Annotated in this window: 11 protein-coding genes and 1 tRNA gene; 3 read left to right on the top strand and 9 right to left on the bottom strand. The window is 70.7% G+C overall.

The genetic code is table 11. The annotated features are described in order from the left end of the window. Window positions 1–173: 173 nt before the first annotated feature. On the top strand, window positions 174–947 hold the full coding sequence (locus WMF14_RS42635; RefSeq protein WP_272102167.1) for a Stp1/IreP family PP2C-type Ser/Thr phosphatase: 774 nt from the start codon (window positions 174–176) through the stop codon (window positions 945–947). 228 nt (window positions 948–1175) lie between these two features. Here the strand turns inward: WMF14_RS42635 and WMF14_RS42630 are convergent, their stop codons facing one another. The 7 genes from WMF14_RS42630 to WMF14_RS42600 all read right to left on the bottom strand — a co-directional run bounded on the left by WMF14_RS42630 (window position 1176) and on the right by WMF14_RS42600 (window position 6123). Next, window positions 1176–1322, bottom strand: coding sequence for a hypothetical protein (locus WMF14_RS42630; protein WP_437796222.1), 147 nt, complete (start codon window positions 1320–1322; stop codon window positions 1176–1178). 32 nt (window positions 1323–1354) lie between these two features. Further along, on the bottom strand, window positions 1355–1798 hold the full coding sequence (locus WMF14_RS42625; RefSeq protein ID WP_437796221.1) for a hypothetical protein: 444 nt from the start codon (window positions 1796–1798) through the stop codon (window positions 1355–1357). Further along, window positions 1795–2589, bottom strand: coding sequence for a sigma-70 family RNA polymerase sigma factor (locus tag WMF14_RS42620; protein WP_437796220.1), 795 nt, complete (start codon window positions 2587–2589; stop codon window positions 1795–1797). Before WMF14_RS42620 ends, WMF14_RS42625 begins: the two co-directional genes overlap by 4 nt. A gap of 225 nt (window positions 2590–2814) precedes the next feature. After that, window positions 2815–2888, bottom strand: a tRNA-Gln gene (locus tag WMF14_RS42615). Window positions 2889–2927: 39 nt separating this feature from the next. Further along, complete coding sequence (locus tag WMF14_RS42610; RefSeq protein WP_437796219.1) at window positions 2928–4265, bottom strand: hypothetical protein; 1338 nt, start codon at window positions 4263–4265, stop codon at window positions 2928–2930. A gap of 185 nt (window positions 4266–4450) precedes the next feature. Next, window positions 4451–5821 carry a hypothetical protein gene (locus tag WMF14_RS42605; protein WP_437796218.1) on the bottom strand — a complete coding sequence of 457 codons (1371 nt, stop codon included), beginning with the start codon at window positions 5819–5821 and terminating at the stop codon, window positions 4451–4453. Then, the gene (locus WMF14_RS42600; RefSeq protein WP_437325688.1) at window positions 5818–6123 is read right to left on the bottom strand and encodes a hypothetical protein; all 306 of its coding nucleotides are present in this window, start codon (window positions 6121–6123) and stop codon (window positions 5818–5820) included. The genes WMF14_RS42605 and WMF14_RS42600 overlap by 4 nt, the downstream gene beginning before the upstream one ends. Window positions 6124–6813: 690 nt before the next feature. Here WMF14_RS42600 and WMF14_RS42595 point away from each other — a divergent pair. Beyond that, window positions 6814–8313: a hypothetical protein gene (locus WMF14_RS42595; RefSeq protein WP_437796217.1), complete on the top strand. Its 1500-nt coding sequence runs from the start codon at window positions 6814–6816 to the stop codon at window positions 8311–8313. Window positions 8314–8357: 44 nt separating this feature from the next. Here the strand turns inward: WMF14_RS42595 and WMF14_RS42590 are convergent, their stop codons facing one another. Further along, entirely contained in the window at window positions 8358–11204 is a 2847-nt protein-coding gene (locus WMF14_RS42590) for a hypothetical protein (RefSeq protein WP_437796216.1), read from the bottom strand. Window positions 11205–11429: 225 nt separating this feature from the next. Here WMF14_RS42590 and WMF14_RS42585 point away from each other — a divergent pair, with 225 nt between their 5' ends. Next, window positions 11430–12392, top strand: coding sequence for a PEGA domain-containing protein (locus tag WMF14_RS42585; RefSeq protein WP_437796215.1), 963 nt, complete (start codon window positions 11430–11432; stop codon window positions 12390–12392). A 28-nt stretch (window positions 12393–12420) separates the two neighbouring features. Here WMF14_RS42585 and WMF14_RS42580 read toward each other — a convergent pair whose 3' ends face one another. Next, window positions 12421–13956, bottom strand: a complete 1536-nt coding sequence (locus WMF14_RS42580; RefSeq protein WP_437796214.1) for a serine/threonine protein kinase — start codon at window positions 13954–13956, stop codon at window positions 12421–12423. Window positions 13957–14272 lie beyond the last annotated feature (316 nt).

Raw genomic sequence — 14272 nt, 5'->3', positions numbered from 1 at the left:
GCAAAAAATGATGCGGGGCCGCGCGCGGATTCTATAAGCTCGGCGCTCGGGCCCGATCCGGTTGACACCCCGTCAACCGAACCTCCAGGATCGGGCTCGAGCGGCTCGGACGGGCGCGCTCGCGGTTCTCATTCAACCCCGCGCCTCGCGCGGGGCCATCGATCGGGTGATCCGTGTCCCAAACGTTTCGAATCGAAGTGGCCGGCGAGACGAACGTCGGGCGCAAGCGCAACCACAACGAGGACAACTTCGGCATCATGGTCGAGTACGGCCTCTTCATGGTCGCCGATGGGATGGGGGGGCATGCGTCGGGCGAGGTCGCGTCGAAGATGGCCGTCGACGCGATGCAGGACTTCTTCGCGCAGACGCAGGACGATCCGGAGCGGACCTGGCCCTACAAGATGGACCGGTCCAAGGGCTACGAAGAGAACCGGCTGATCACGGGGATCAAGCTCGCCAACCTGCGGATCTACGAGACCGCGCAGCGCGAGGCGAAGAAGCGGGGCATGGGGACGACGTTCGTCGGCATCTTCACGGCGAACGACGGCGTGTACGTCGCCCACGTCGGCGACAGCCGGGTCTACCGCTTCCGCGAGGGCCGGCTCGAGATGCTCACCGAGGACCACTCGCTCCTCAACGACTACATCAAGATGAAGCGGCTCACGCCCGAGGAGATCGCGAACTTCCCGCACAAGAACGTGATCGTGCGCGCGCTCGGGATGAAGGACACGGTCAAGGTCGACACCCGCTTCGAGGTGCCGCAGCTGAACGACACGTACATCCTCTGCTCCGACGGGCTCTCCGGGCCGGTGAGCGATCTGGAGATGACCCAGATCCTGACGGAGCATCAGGACATCCAGGTTGCGACGGCCAAGATGATCGAGCGCGCCAACGAGAACGGCGGCCCGGACAACGTGACGTGCGTCCTGGTTCGCTGGACTCAGTGAGCAGCGCCGCGTTCTCCTACATCCCAACGTTTACGTGGTCGTGAACGTGGTCGTGGTCGTTCACGGCCTATCGTTGACGACCACGTGAACGTGAACGTGGTCGTGGTCGTGGTCGTTCACGGCCTATCGTTGACGACCACGTGAACGTGAACGTGAACGTGGTCGTGGTCGTTCACGGCCTATCGTTGACGACCACGTGAACGTGGTCGTGGTCGTGGTCGTGGTCGTTCACGGCCTATCGTTGACGACCACGACCACGACCACGTCCACGTAAACGTCCACGACCACGTTCGCGTCCACGTAAACGTTCACGTTGGTGACCGGTGGTGGGGGGCGGGCGTTGTGCCCTGAGCGTGACCGAACGAGCTTGGTCAACGCCTGTGGGGGAACCTGGGGGCGACGGGCGATCAGGGCAGGGCGCCGCCGCTCCAGGGGATGAGGACGAGGAAGACGAAGGCGATGAGGGCGAGCATGAAGAGGCTCGTCATCAGGTAGGTCGAGCGCGGCGAACGCGCGGTGCTCCAGCCGTCGCCGTAAAACTTCCCCCGCGAGCGCACCCGGATCCGGCGCTGCACGCCGCGGAGAAGGCTCGGCGGCGCCGCGGGCGGCGGACGCATCGCGCCTCGGACCAGCTCGCGCAGATCGAGCTCGTCGACGAGCGGCAACGGGCCTTCCTCGGGGAGGTCGCCTTCCTCGGGGAAGTCATCGTCTTCGGGGAGATCGTCTCGGGGCGCGGCGGCGGCGGGCGGGCGCTCCACGGGGGGAGCCGTGGGACGGCTGCCGCTCTCCGCGCCCGAAGCGGCCGGCTCATCGGATTGCCCCGTGCGCCTCGGGTCGTCCGCTTCGCTCATTTCCCGCCTCTCACCTTCTCGCCCATCATCTTCTCGACAAGCGCGCGGAGCTGCCCGCGCGCGCGATGGATCCGGCTCTTCACGGTCCCGTCCGGCAAACCCGTCACCGAGGCGATTTCTTCGTAGGACATGTCCTCCACGTCGCGAAGGATGAGCGCCTCCCGGAACTCGGGATCGAGCTGGCCGATGGCGCGCTTCACGACCGCCTCGAGCTGCATCCCCTCCACCAGCTCGTCCGGGCGGCTCACGTCGCCGACGCTCACGCCCTTGGCCGCGGACAGCGGCACCCGCTCGGCCATGGCGTCGACGTCGTCCTGGGCGCCGGCGTGCCGCCGCGAGAGGTACTTCGTCCGGTTCTTGCAGAGATTCACGGCGATTCGATAGATCCACGTCGAGAGCTTCGATTCGCCGCGGAACTGATCGATCGCCTTGAAGACCTGCACGAAGACTTCCTGGGATACGTCCTCGGCCTCGTCACGCCGGCCGAGCATGCGGTAGACGAGCGCGAACACGCGGCGCTCGTACATGATCACGAGCTCGTTGAACGCGCTCTCGTCCCGCGCGACGAGCCGCGCGATGAACTGCGCCTCGCCCGCCTCGAGCGGCGCCGCCGACGCGCGCTCGAGCTCCGCGCCCGCATGGGTCGGCGCGCCGCGTCCGCGGGCCGCATCACCATGGGCCGGCGCGCCGCGTCCGCGGTCCGCATCTACATGGGCCGGCGCGCCGCGTCCGCGGTCCGCATCTACATGGGTCGGGGCTCCGCGTCCGCGGGCCCCTTCATCGCTCGCCACGCCGTCCGGTCCTCCAGGAGCCAGGGGCTCGCGCACGCCGCGCGGCAGGCGCGGAGCCCTCGGTGAGACCACGGTAAACAACCCCGGCTCGACCGCGCCAGACAATAGCGAGCGGATGACGGCGCAGGACGCTCCCGTGAGGCGGTGCGACCTCGCCGGAGGCGCTCCCGCCCGCGCGATGACGATCGGCCGCCATGACCCTCCTCAGAGGGCGCGGGTGCTCGATGGTTCCGGCGCGTGGATTCGAACCACGATTAGGGGATTCAAAGTCCCCCGTCCTGCCCTTGAACGACGCCGGAGTGCTGCGGGACGGAGCCGACCGCCGCGCGGCGCGCACCTTAGCGCGAGTCGCGCAGGATGGCACCCGTCCCGATCCAGGAGTCGGCTCTGCGGGCCGGATAGCTGATGCCGCGCGTGGCGTCCGCCTCGGATCGACCTCGCCTCAGGCGGAACTGCCCGCGCTCACGGCGGCCCGCCGGCGCCGGCTTCGCGCCGGACGCCGAGGCCTTCTCCGCCCGGTGGAGCGGCGACGCGGGCGCGTCGGTGTCCTCGACCGAGGCCGCGGCCGCTTCCCGGCGTGCCGGGAGCGCCTCCGGAGCAGCGCTGTCGCGCGCCTGGGTCGCCTCCGTCGCAGCGCCGTCGCGCGGCGAGGGGGCCTCCGTCGCAGCGCCGTCGCGCGCCTGGGTCGCGACGGGCGCCGTCACGGCGAGCGCCGCAGCGCCGGCCGTCTCGAGCTTCGGGGCAGGCAGGGCGATCTGCGCGGCGGCGGCCGCGACGCCCTGGGCCACGCCGGGGTGCGCAGCCGGCGCGGCGGCAGGCCTCGCAGGCGCGGCCGCAGGGGCGACCATGCTCAGCACCGAGAGGCCCAGCACGAGCACGAGCGCCGCGCTGCCCGCGGCCGCTCCGGCGGCGCCGCGAGAGACGCGGGCGCGCCGCGCGAGCCGCGACCAGGCGCCCGACACGCGCCCGCGCGGCGCCTGATCCGCGTCGCGCCCGCCGCGCGCCGGCCCGAGCCCGGGCTTCGCGGCGCCGGGCCTCAGCGCCCCGGCGCTCGGGAGCGTATCGGGCGGGGACGAGGGGGCCGCCGGGAAACCGGACGGAATGTCAAGAGAAATCGGCTGCGAGGGGCTGTCCTGCCGCAGCACGGTCTCGGTCAGCGGGAACCGGCCGAGGGTGAAGGCCTCGGCGCGCTCGCCGCGCGCCTTCGCGGGGGCGCCCTGGTGGAAGCGGGGCGCGACGGAGCTGAGGTCGTCCGGCGTCAGCGCGAAGCTGAGCGGGCCGGTGGACTCAGGCGCCTCACCCACGGCGGAGAGGGCGGACGCCTCGTCGCGCGGGGGCGGCTGGGAAATCGTCCAGCCGAGCGCCTTCACCTCGCCGGCCGGCGTCCAGCACTCGAGGCCTTCGCGCCAGACGCGCGTGCTGTGGGGGAGCTCCCCCAGCTCCAGCGCGCGCCAGAGCGCGACCGTGCTCATCGCCTCGAGAAAGCCGCCGTGGTCGATGCACCAGGGCTTCGACTCCGTCGGGGCCTCCTCCGCGCCGCCGGCGTGCGACGTGAACGGCATCGTGGGGGCGCTGCAGAGGCTGCTCAGCTGCCCCTGCCCGCACCCCTCCGCGCCGCCCGACGCCGGCACGCCGTCGCCAAGCCCCTCCACCTTGTACGCTGCGCTCGGGCCCATCGCTGTCTCCCTAGCGAGCCGCGGCGGCCCACCCGATGCTGCTTCCGGGTGCACCTCCGCTGCTCTCGTGCGTCGGTAGCGGATGCTGGCGCGGTGGGCCAAGAAAGGTGCCGGGCGGGGCAGGCGCCGAGGCGGGGAGCGCTGCGTCCGGCGGCAGGGCCGCGGGGGCGCGTCGCGGCCCGACGTCAGAGGTCGGTGTAGTTGTCGGCGAACATCGCGCGCTGGCCGAGGAAGGCGATCTCGAGCATGCCGCCGACGCTCGTGCCCCCGGTCGAGCTACGGACCACGTTGAGCGCTGGCATCAGCCGGATGAGCCCGCGGTACTCCGTCCCCACCGGCGCGCGCGCCAGCGTCACGTGGACCGGGGCGCGCAGGCTGAGGCGGACATCGGCGGGCGCCTCGTCGTTGAGCGCGACAGCGACCTTCGCGCCGAGCGCCGCCCGGAACGAGGCGTTCGCCACCTTGTCGACGAGCCCGGCGTGCGCCGCGATCGTGAGCTCCTGGCTCTGCACCGGCGCGCCGAGCACCTCCTTCCTGCAGCGCGTGGCAGGGACGAAGGTGGTGGACTGGGTGACCGGATCCACGCCGTGGACGACGTCGCCCGCGGGCTCGCACCACTCGAGCGTGTCCGTCGACGCGGTCCAGCGCGAGTCGAACTTGATCTGCCCTTCGAGGGTGGGTGCGAGCTTCTTTCCGCCCTCTCCGACGTAGACCGCCGCCGCGCCGACGCTCCAGGGCACGGCGGTGAGCTCGCGCGGCGCGTAGGTCGGCGGCAGGCTCTGGTCGCGCCGCTCGGGGCCCGGACCCAGGTAGCTGAACCGGGTGCGGCCGACCGCGCCGCCGACATAGAGGATCAGCGGCGGATACGCCGAGCTGCCCTCCCCCTCGAAGTCGAGGCGCGCGAACGAGGCGGACAGGCGCAGGGTGCCTGTGGGCGTCTGGGCCGAATCGTCGGTGCTGGAAAGGCCGATCAGCGTGGCCAGCCCGTTCTCGGCCGCCACCTCGGCCTCGATCACGGCGCTCACATCCCACGCCGTCGGGTCCGTCACCTCGCCGAACCCGGCCAGCACGCCGAATCCGACCCGCGCGAGCGCCGCGCCATCGGAGCTGCCCGTGACCTTGGCCGGAACGAGGTAGACGAGCTCGCGGCCCGTGGCGGCCGGCGAGATGGCCGCGCCCTGGGCTGGCGCGAGCGGGGCGATGGGGGCGGCCGGGGCGACCGGCGCAATGGCGCGGCCCGGCTGCGCGGGCGCCACGGCCGCGCCAGCGCCCGGCGTCGGCGTGGCAGGCGCCGCGGGTGTGCTCGGCGCGGCGGACGGGACGGGCGCCGTGGGGGCGCTGGCCGCCGTGGTGGCACCGGGCGCGGTGGCGGCCGGCGCGGTGGCGGCCGGCGCGGTGGCGGCCGGCGCGGTGGCGGCCGGCCGGGCGGGCGCCGGGGGCGCTGCGCCCGGCGGCACGGGGGCCGACGGCTGCCCCGCGCCCTGGGCGAGCGCGGGCGCGGCCAGCGTGAGCGAGAGCAGCGCGGCGGCGCGGCGGAGCAGCGGGGCGCCCCTCACGGCGCCACCGTGAACCGGAACGTGAGGCCGTCGTCGCCGCTCGACGTGTCGTATTCGGCGCGGGTGCTCTGGTTCGTCTTGGGATCGAAGGCGAAGATCTGGAACTTGCCGCTTCCGTTCCGGACCCTGAAGCGGAACACGTAGTTACCGGGATCCAGATCGAACTCGGGGAACACCGTGTTGCGGATCGAGAAAGGCTTCACCCCCGCCGGATCCGCGGCGGGCGCCGGGTCCTCGAACAGATAGCCGACGGCGCTGAGGTGATACTCGTCGCTGTGGAGCTTGAGCTTGATCCTCTTCATGGTCGCGCCCGATCCTCTCACACGCGCGCGGCACGGTACAGCGGCTGGAGGGTGCGCGACATGGCAGCGATCGGGCTCGCCCGACCGTCCAGGCGGTCAGCGTCCGGGGCGCGGCGAGAGATGGGTGCGGGCACAGGGCATGGAAGAGGGCGCTCGCCGTTCCGGGGAGGTGAGCGCTTGCAGAATGGGCAAGAGGGCGGCTTGGAGAGCCGATTCCGGTGTGGAGACGAGAGGCTGCGGCGTGGAGACGATGGGCGGCCGCCGCGTGGCCGAAATCCGGCATACCGAAACGATCGATGCACAACACGTCAGGCGGAACCATGTCCCGCGTGGTTGGCTCCTGGGGGCGGGAGCTCGTCAACCACGTTGGTCGATGAACTCCCTGACGGAGGCGCGTTGAGCCCCCCCGGCGGACGCGCCGACGCAATCATTCGCATCGTTGCCCTCGCGTGCTCCAGATCTGCGCTCGCCGTCCACGCAACGATTGATGTTTCACGCTCGGGCCATTTCCGACGAGCGCAGGTGATCATTTCTGATGAGCGCCGAAGAATGCCGGAGCGGTAATGTTTCCGACGGGGCGTATACGTGCAGAGCATAGGGGCGTTCGGGTATCCGTGATAGCTTGTCCTCATGGTGGCATCGGTCGTCGGGCGGGGCGGTAGCGACGGGCGTGGGCTTCAGCATCGGTGGGTGCCGTTCGCGAATTGGTCCCTCGCGGCGGCGCTCGTGACGGCTGCGTGCGAGGGCAGGATCGTGCAAGGGATCGGCGACGGGGAGAGCGGTTCGGCGCCGAGCGCCGGCGCGGACGCGGGCGGCGCGCAAGCGAGCGCTGGCGGCGGTCACGCCGCGGGGACGAGCGGCTCCAGCGAGGCGGTGGGCGGGGCCGGCGCCACGGCGGGCGGGACCGGCGCCAGCAGTACCTCGGGGGGCCCGGGGGCGGGAGGTGAGGACCCCGGCGTCGGTTTTCCCTCGGAGGACGGCCCCGGTTACAGCATCGTGTTCCCCGGAGAGGGCGTCAACGACAGCCTCTATGCGGCGGCGCTCGACGCCCAGGGGCGGCTCGTGGTCGGCGGTGGGGCGGATGGTACCCTCTCGTTGAATGGCGAAGAGCACGCCGGCGCCGTGCTGATGTGGCTCTCGCCGAGCGGCGAGCTCGTGCAGGCCAAGAGCTTCGGCAGCGCCGCTTACGACACGCAGGTGAACGGGATTGCTCCGCTCGCCGACGGGTCGATCATCGCGGTTGGCACGTACCGCACCAGGGTCGTTATCGGCGACGAGATCTGGGTGCCCACGGACGAAAACTGGGGCCCCGACATGTTCGTGATGAAGGTCGCGGCGGACGGCGAGGTGATCTGGGCGCGGCACTTCGGCGGTATGGGGTACGACGTGGCGGAGAGCGCGGCCGTGGCGCCGAACGGCAACGTGTACGTCTCGGGTTACGTCAGCGGTGAGATAGACTTCGGAGGCGGCGTCCACGAGGCCGGTGGGGAGACGGCCTTCTTGCTGACGCTCGATACCGATGGCGGTTATGTCACCAGCCAGGTGCTTCACCCGAGAGGTGACCTCGATACGTGGCCCATGACGAACGCGACCGGAATGGCGCTCGGCAGCGACGGGAACATCTGGCTTACGGGATACGCCACGCACTCGTTCGGCTACGGCTCGTACTTGACGCAGGTCTCACCGACTGGACAGATCTTGACCCGAAAACCTTTCGGCGTTGATGGCTACACGCTGGCAAACGACATGAGCGGCGCGCGGGGCGGCGGCGCGCTGATCGTCGGTTACATGAACGGGACGGCTGATTTCGGCGGAGGCTCACGGAACACCGGCGGCTCCACGAAGCTCTTCGCGGCTCGCTTCGGCCCCGGCGGCGAGCCGCTGTGGAGCTCCCTCTTCGGCGACGAGGCCGACTACTTCACACGAGCCTCCGCCTTCGCGGCAGACGGCAGCGTGTTCATCACGGGTGGCGCTTACGGCGCTGAGGAGAGCCCGATGCTCGTCCGCCTCGCCGCCGACGGCACGCCGGGCGAACCGGAGGTCTTCGACGCTCCCGGACGCTTCTTCGCCGTCTGCACGGGAGGAGAACACTCCGTCTACCTCGCCGGCCAGCTCGACGGTCCGGGCGACTTCGGCTTCGGACCCGTCGGCGGGCAGCGCGAGCTCGTCGTTGTGCGGCTGGTCAGGTAGCCGGCGCCCGCGAATCGAGGGAGGAGCGTGGCGCCTCGAGGCGCTCAGCCGCCGCTGGCGCGCCGCACGGCGACGCCGACGCCGGCGGTGCTGTAGCAGCCGCTCACCGCCCAGGAGATGGTGGTGTTGGAGTTGGCCACGAGATAGCCGGCCAGCGCGACCATGGTCGTCGGATCGGTCAGGCGCCGGTTCATGGTGGAGGTCGCCGCGGTGGGGCTGATGGTGGCGCCGGTGTTGGCGTTGCGCGCCGCCATCACCGTGTACACGAACGAGCCGCTCGCGCTGAAGTTGGTGGTCACCCCTCGGGGCACGGCGCTGGCGCCGCAGTCCGCCGTGTTGGTGTGGATGCCGGTCGTGGTGGCGCTCGCGAACGGGTTCGACTGGTGCACGGCCTTCAGCTCCACCACGTTGGCGAAGTACACGCCCCAGGTGTTCGAGCTCGCCATCTGCACCACCACGGGCTTGTTGCCGGTGGCGGCCGGAAGCTGGCTGTCCAGGAGGTAGTAGATGTGCGCGGCGGAGTTGTTGTCGGCCTGCCGCGTGTTGAAGAGCGTCATCGGCGTGCCGTCGTAGGTGACGCTCACCGGCACGAGCGAGTTCTCGGAGGCGACGATCCCGACAAGGACCATGCGATCGTTGTCCCGCGGTGTCTGCAGGGCGTGGCTCACGTTGATGATGGGCGCCGAATTCCCGATGGTGCTCAGGGTGCCGGTCGTGCCCGAGTTGACGACGACGATGTCCGGCGAGACGACGCAGTTGCCGTTCGAGCAGATGGACCTCGTCCCCGAGCACACGTGGCCGCAGTCGCCGCAGTTGCTGGCGGTGCCGAGCTGGGTCGTGCAGCCCTCGCGGGGGTCGCCGCAAGCCTTCCAGCCCGGGTCGCAGGTGGGCACGCAGGTGCCGGCCGTGCAGGCGGTGGCGCTCGCGTGCGCCTGGAGGCACTGGGTGTTGCAGGCGCCGCAGGCGTTGACGTCGCCGGAGACGTCCTTCTCGCAGCCGTTCATGCCGTTGCCGTCGCAGCTGCGCCACAGGCCGCTGCACACCGGGGTGCAGCCCGACGAGCTGCATTGATTGCTGGTGACGTGGGCGCTGGCCCCGCTCTGGCACACGAGGTTGCAGCCGAGGCAGTTGTTCGCGTCGGTCCACAGGTCGATGTTGCAGCCGTTCTTCGGTACCCCGCAGTCGTCGTACTGCGCGCTCGTGCACACCGGGTTGCAGGAGCCGTCGAGGCACTGGTTGCTGGTCGTGTGGAGGGTGTTGCACTGGGTGCTGCAGGTGCCGCAGTTCCCCTCGTCGGTCTTGATGTTGGCCTCGCAGCCGTCGGTCAGCGAGCTGTTGCAGTTGGCGTAGTCCGCCTTGCAGCCGGCGAAGGTGCAGGTGCCGCCCTGGCAGGTCGCGGTGGCGTTCGCGTAGATGGTGTTGCAGTTGACGCCGCCGGCGGCCGCGCAGGCGCCGCAGTGGGTCTGGTTGACGTTGATGTTCGTCTCGCAGCCGTTGTCCGGATTGCCGTCGCAGTCGCCCATCCCGCTGTTGCAGGTCTTCACCTGGCAGTCGCCGCCATCGCACTTCGGGGTGCCGCCGGCGATGGTGCAGGTCTCGCCGCAGCCGCCGCAGTGGCTGAGGCTCGTCGCCGTGCTGGTCTCGCAGCCGTCGGCGTAGCCGCCGCCGCAGTCGGCGAAGTCCGGCGCGCAGCTGCCGATGGCGCAGCCGGTCGCCGTGCATTTGCCGGTGCCGTTGGCGACCGTGCACAGGCCGCCGCACGTGACGCAGTTCTCCGGATCGGCGGTGAGATCCACCTCGCAGCCGTCTTCGGGGTCGCCGTTGCAGTCGCCCCTGCCGGCCGGGCAAATCGTCTCGCCGCACACGCCGTCGCGGCACCAGGGCCTGCCGCCCGCCGTGGGCTCGCACTCGACGCCGCACCCGCCGCAGTTCAACACGTCGCGGTTGATCGCCCTCTCGCAGCCGTCGGCGATCTGGCCGTTGCAGTTGGTGAAGCCCTTGTCGCACTCGATCTTGCACTCCGACGCCTCGCAATAGGCGTCGCCGTTCACGGCCGGGCACAGCTCCTCGCACCCGCCGCAGTGGCTCGAGTCGGTCGCGGTGTTCACCTCGCAGCCGTTCTCGGGATCGCCGTCGCAGTCGGCGTAAGGCGCTTCGCACGCCTTGATCTTGCAGGCGCCGCCCTGGCACTCGGCCGTCGCGTGCGGCAGCGCGCACTTCTGGCCGCAGCTGCCGCAGTTGTCCGCGTCGATGCGGATGTTGACCTCGCAGTCCCCCTTGGCCAGGCGATCGCAGTTGGCGTGGCCATCCGGGCAGGTGGGGCCGCAGACCCCGTCGATGCAATCGTCGCTGAGGCAGTCCACGCTCGAGCGGCAGATCTTGCCGTCCTGGCAGCCCCCGCAGTCGGCGCCGCAGTCCACGTCGCTCTCGGTGCCGTTGGGCACCCCGTCGGTGCACGTCGGCGCGACGCATTGGCCGTCCTGGCACACGCCGCTCTCGCAGTCGCCGGCCCGGTTGCATTTCTGGCCGGTCGCGCACTTCCTGTCGCAGCTGCCGCCGCAATCGACGTCCGACTCCGAGCCGTCGCGGGCGTCGTTCATGCAGCCCGCTTCCTGGCAGACGCCGTCGATGCACTCGCCCTCGGCGCAGTCGCGGCTCGCGGCGCAGCCGGAGCCGAGCGGGCACGGATCGCACTCGCCGCCGCAGTTCAGGCCCGTCTCGCCGTCGGACTGCGCGTCGTCCGTGCAGTGCGCCGGCGGGCCGGAGACCGACGCGAACTCGAAGTCCGGCACGCTGCACGAAGCGGCGGCGGCGAAGATCCCCGCCGTCAGCGCGGCGGCCGAGAACGCGCGGAGCAGCGCGAAGCGACGCAGAAAGCTAGGGGTCGACATCGAACGACAAAAGTACCATTCGCTGGCGGATTTCGCGGCCATAAAGTGAAAAGACGGCGTCGGGATCCGCGCGCGAAAGCCCCGCCGGCGCGCGCGCACCTGCGGCCACGACGCGGTGCGGCGTCGCGCTCGGCGAAGGCCGCGCCGCCGCGTTGACGCGCGCGGCAAAGGCGCGCCGCCACGTTGACAGGAGAGGAGGCGTCAAGTCACCATGGCAAGCGCCGCATGAGGAATTTCCCGCGAATTTTCCGCGTCGCAGCGGTGCTGCTGCTGCTGCTCGAGGCGCCCGCGCTCGCCCAGGACTCCGACGCGCTCAAGCAAGCCCGCGCGCAGTTCCAGCAGGCGACCGAGCTCGAGCAGGCAGGCAACTGGGCCGCGGCCCTGCAGCGGTTTCGAGAGGTCGGCCAGGTGCGTATGACGCCGCAGGTTCGCTTCCACATTGCCGTGTGCGAGGAGAATCTGGGGCGGCTCGTGGCCGCGCTCGGTGGCTACGAGCTGGCGCTCGCCGAGGCCGACGCCGTCGGGCCCGATTTTCGGGCCGAGGTCGATCAGTCGATCGGCCGGCTGCGCGCCCGGATCCCGAAGCTCGTCATCGTGCGCGGCAAGGGGGCGGCCTCCGCGGCCATTGCGCTCGATGGCATCGCCCTCGGCGGTACGTCCATCGGCGTCGAGGTGCCGCTCGATCCCGGGCCTCACGCGCTCACCGCGAAGGCTCCCAATTACAGGCCGTTCCAACAGACGGTGGAGCTGAAGGAGGAGGGGGTGACGCGCGTCGAGGTGACGCTCGAAGCGCTGCCGCAAGAGCTGCTGATCCAGGCGGGCGCCCTGCGGGAGAGGCCGCCTTCCAAGGTGGTGCCGTACGTCATCGGGGGCGTCGGCGCCGCGAGCCTGATCGGCTCGGGGGTGCTGTTCGGGCTCCGCCAGGGAGCGCTCCAGGATCTGGAAGACGCCTGCGGTCCGGCCGGCAAGTCATGCCCTCCGTCCATGCAGTCGCGTTACGACGACCTCAAATTCTATCATTATGGCGCGCAGGTGGCGCTCGGCGTCGGCGTCGTCGCGGTCGGCACGGCGACCGCGATCTTGCTTCTTCAGAACAGGAAGCCAAAGCAGCCCGAGAAAACCTCGCTCGAGCTCGTGCCCGTCGCGGGCGGATCCGAGATAGGCGCGAGTCTCTCAGGGACATTTTGAGGGAGTCGAGCTCGTCGAGAGCGGGGCGCTAGAACCCCGGATCATGCTTCCACGACTTCGGCGTCGCGGGGGCTGGCGTCGGGCTCGGCGAGCTGGTCTGCTCGGCGGGCTTGGTCGGACGGCGGGGCGCCGGGCGCGCGGGTGACGCCGGGAGCGGCGTCAGCGCCGGGGCCGGCGCAGCGCTGGCCGAGACGGAGGCAGAGGGCTCGACCGGCTCGGTCGCAGGGGGCGCCTCCGCCTTGGGAGGCGCGGGCGCCGGCGCGGCGGACGCCGGGGCGGCGGGCGCGGCGACCGAAGGAAGAGGCGCGGGCTCGTCGCCGCTCCGGAGCAGCACGGCGAGCACGCCGGCGGCGAGGAGACCGAGGATCACGACGGCGGGCAGCGCGCGGCTCCTGGAGCGCGCGAACGGCGGGATCTCGTCGTCGAGCGTGATCTTTCCGGCCACGCCCGGGGCTGCGCCGCGGAGGTTGACGGTCCTGAAGGCGCTCACCGACGAGGGGCTCCGGCCGGTCACGTCGGAGAGGCCGGAGTTGTTGCTCAGCTGATTGCGGTCGGCGCGCTCCAGCGCTTCGGTGAGGGCCGCGCGCGTCTGCTCCTGCTGGTCCTCGAACAGCTCGCGGACGAAATTGGCGACGTCCTCGTCGGTGGCTCGCTGGCTCGGCGGCAGCGCCTTGTCGAGCGCTCGCATCAGCTCGTTGGCCGTGGCGTAGCGCTCGTCGCGCTCCTTTTCGAGCGCGCGCATCAGCACGTCCTCGAGCGACGCCGGGTAGTCGGCCTGGAACTCGTGCGGCGCCTCCACCGGGTCCGTCGACGAGATGGCGAACAGCGTCGCGCCCTCGGATTCCCTGCGGAACGGGTGTTTGCCGGTGGTGAGCGTGTAGAGCACGATGCCCATCGCGAACACGTCGACGCGCCGGTCGATCGCGTCGCCGCGCACCTGCTCCGGCGCCATGTAGCTCACCTTGCCCTTGAGCTGGCCGGCCTGCGTCGTGCTGTCGTTGAGCGCCGTGGCCTTGGCCACGCCGAAGTCCACCACCTTGGCCAGGCCGTTGTACGTGACCAGGATGTTCTGCGGGGAGATGTCGCGGTGCACAAGGCCGACGAGCTTGCCGCTCTTGTCCTTGAGCTCGTGCGCGGCGTGCAGGCCGGCGCAGGCCTGCGCCACGATGCGCACCGCGATCGGGATCGGCATGCCGTTCTGCCGCTTCGCGACCTTCATCACCTGGTTGAGCGGAATGCCGTCGATCCACTCCATCGCCAGGAACAGCACGCCGTCCTGCTCGCCGAGATCGAGGATCTCGACGGCGTTCGGGTGGCGGATCTGCGACGCGAGCGACGCCTCCGAGAGGAACATGCGCTCGAACTGGTCGTCCTCGGACAGCGTCGGCAGCATCGTCTTTACTGCGACGATCTTCTGGAAGCCGCGCGTTCCCTTCAGCCGCGCCGCCCACACCATGGCCATGCCGCCTGCCGCGATCGGCAGCAGCAGCTCGTAACGACCCAACACGGACCCGGGCCCGAGCTCGGCCGGGGTGTTGGGCAGGAGGTTCGGCGCAGGATTCACGCTACTCAGAAGGTTTGTTAAGTGCCCTGACCGTACGAGTGTGCGGCGACACGAGGCGAGTGCCTAGCGATAAGAAACACCGCGGAGACAAATTGCGGCTATCGCACCAATAACCCCACCTCCTTACATTTGCCGACGGCTGGAGGCGGCGCTTCGTGGTTGGGCAGCTGCCGCCAAAACGTCGTTAGGAAGGCCAAACGCCGTCCGGAAGTCAAGCCTCTCGTATCCGACTACCATCGTGCAGCCTCGTTGTACGCACGGGTTGATGTAATGGTCCAGCGCGAGTCGAACGCGCGACAAGGGACCGCGGCGGGGA

The sequence above is a fragment of the Sorangium sp. So ce693 genome (assembly GCF_051521375.1).
Taxonomy (GTDB): domain Bacteria; phylum Myxococcota_A; class Polyangia; order Polyangiales; family Polyangiaceae; genus Sorangium; species Sorangium atrum.
Note: the sequence above shows the minus strand (reverse complement) of the source record. Positions and strands in the feature narration are given on the sequence as shown.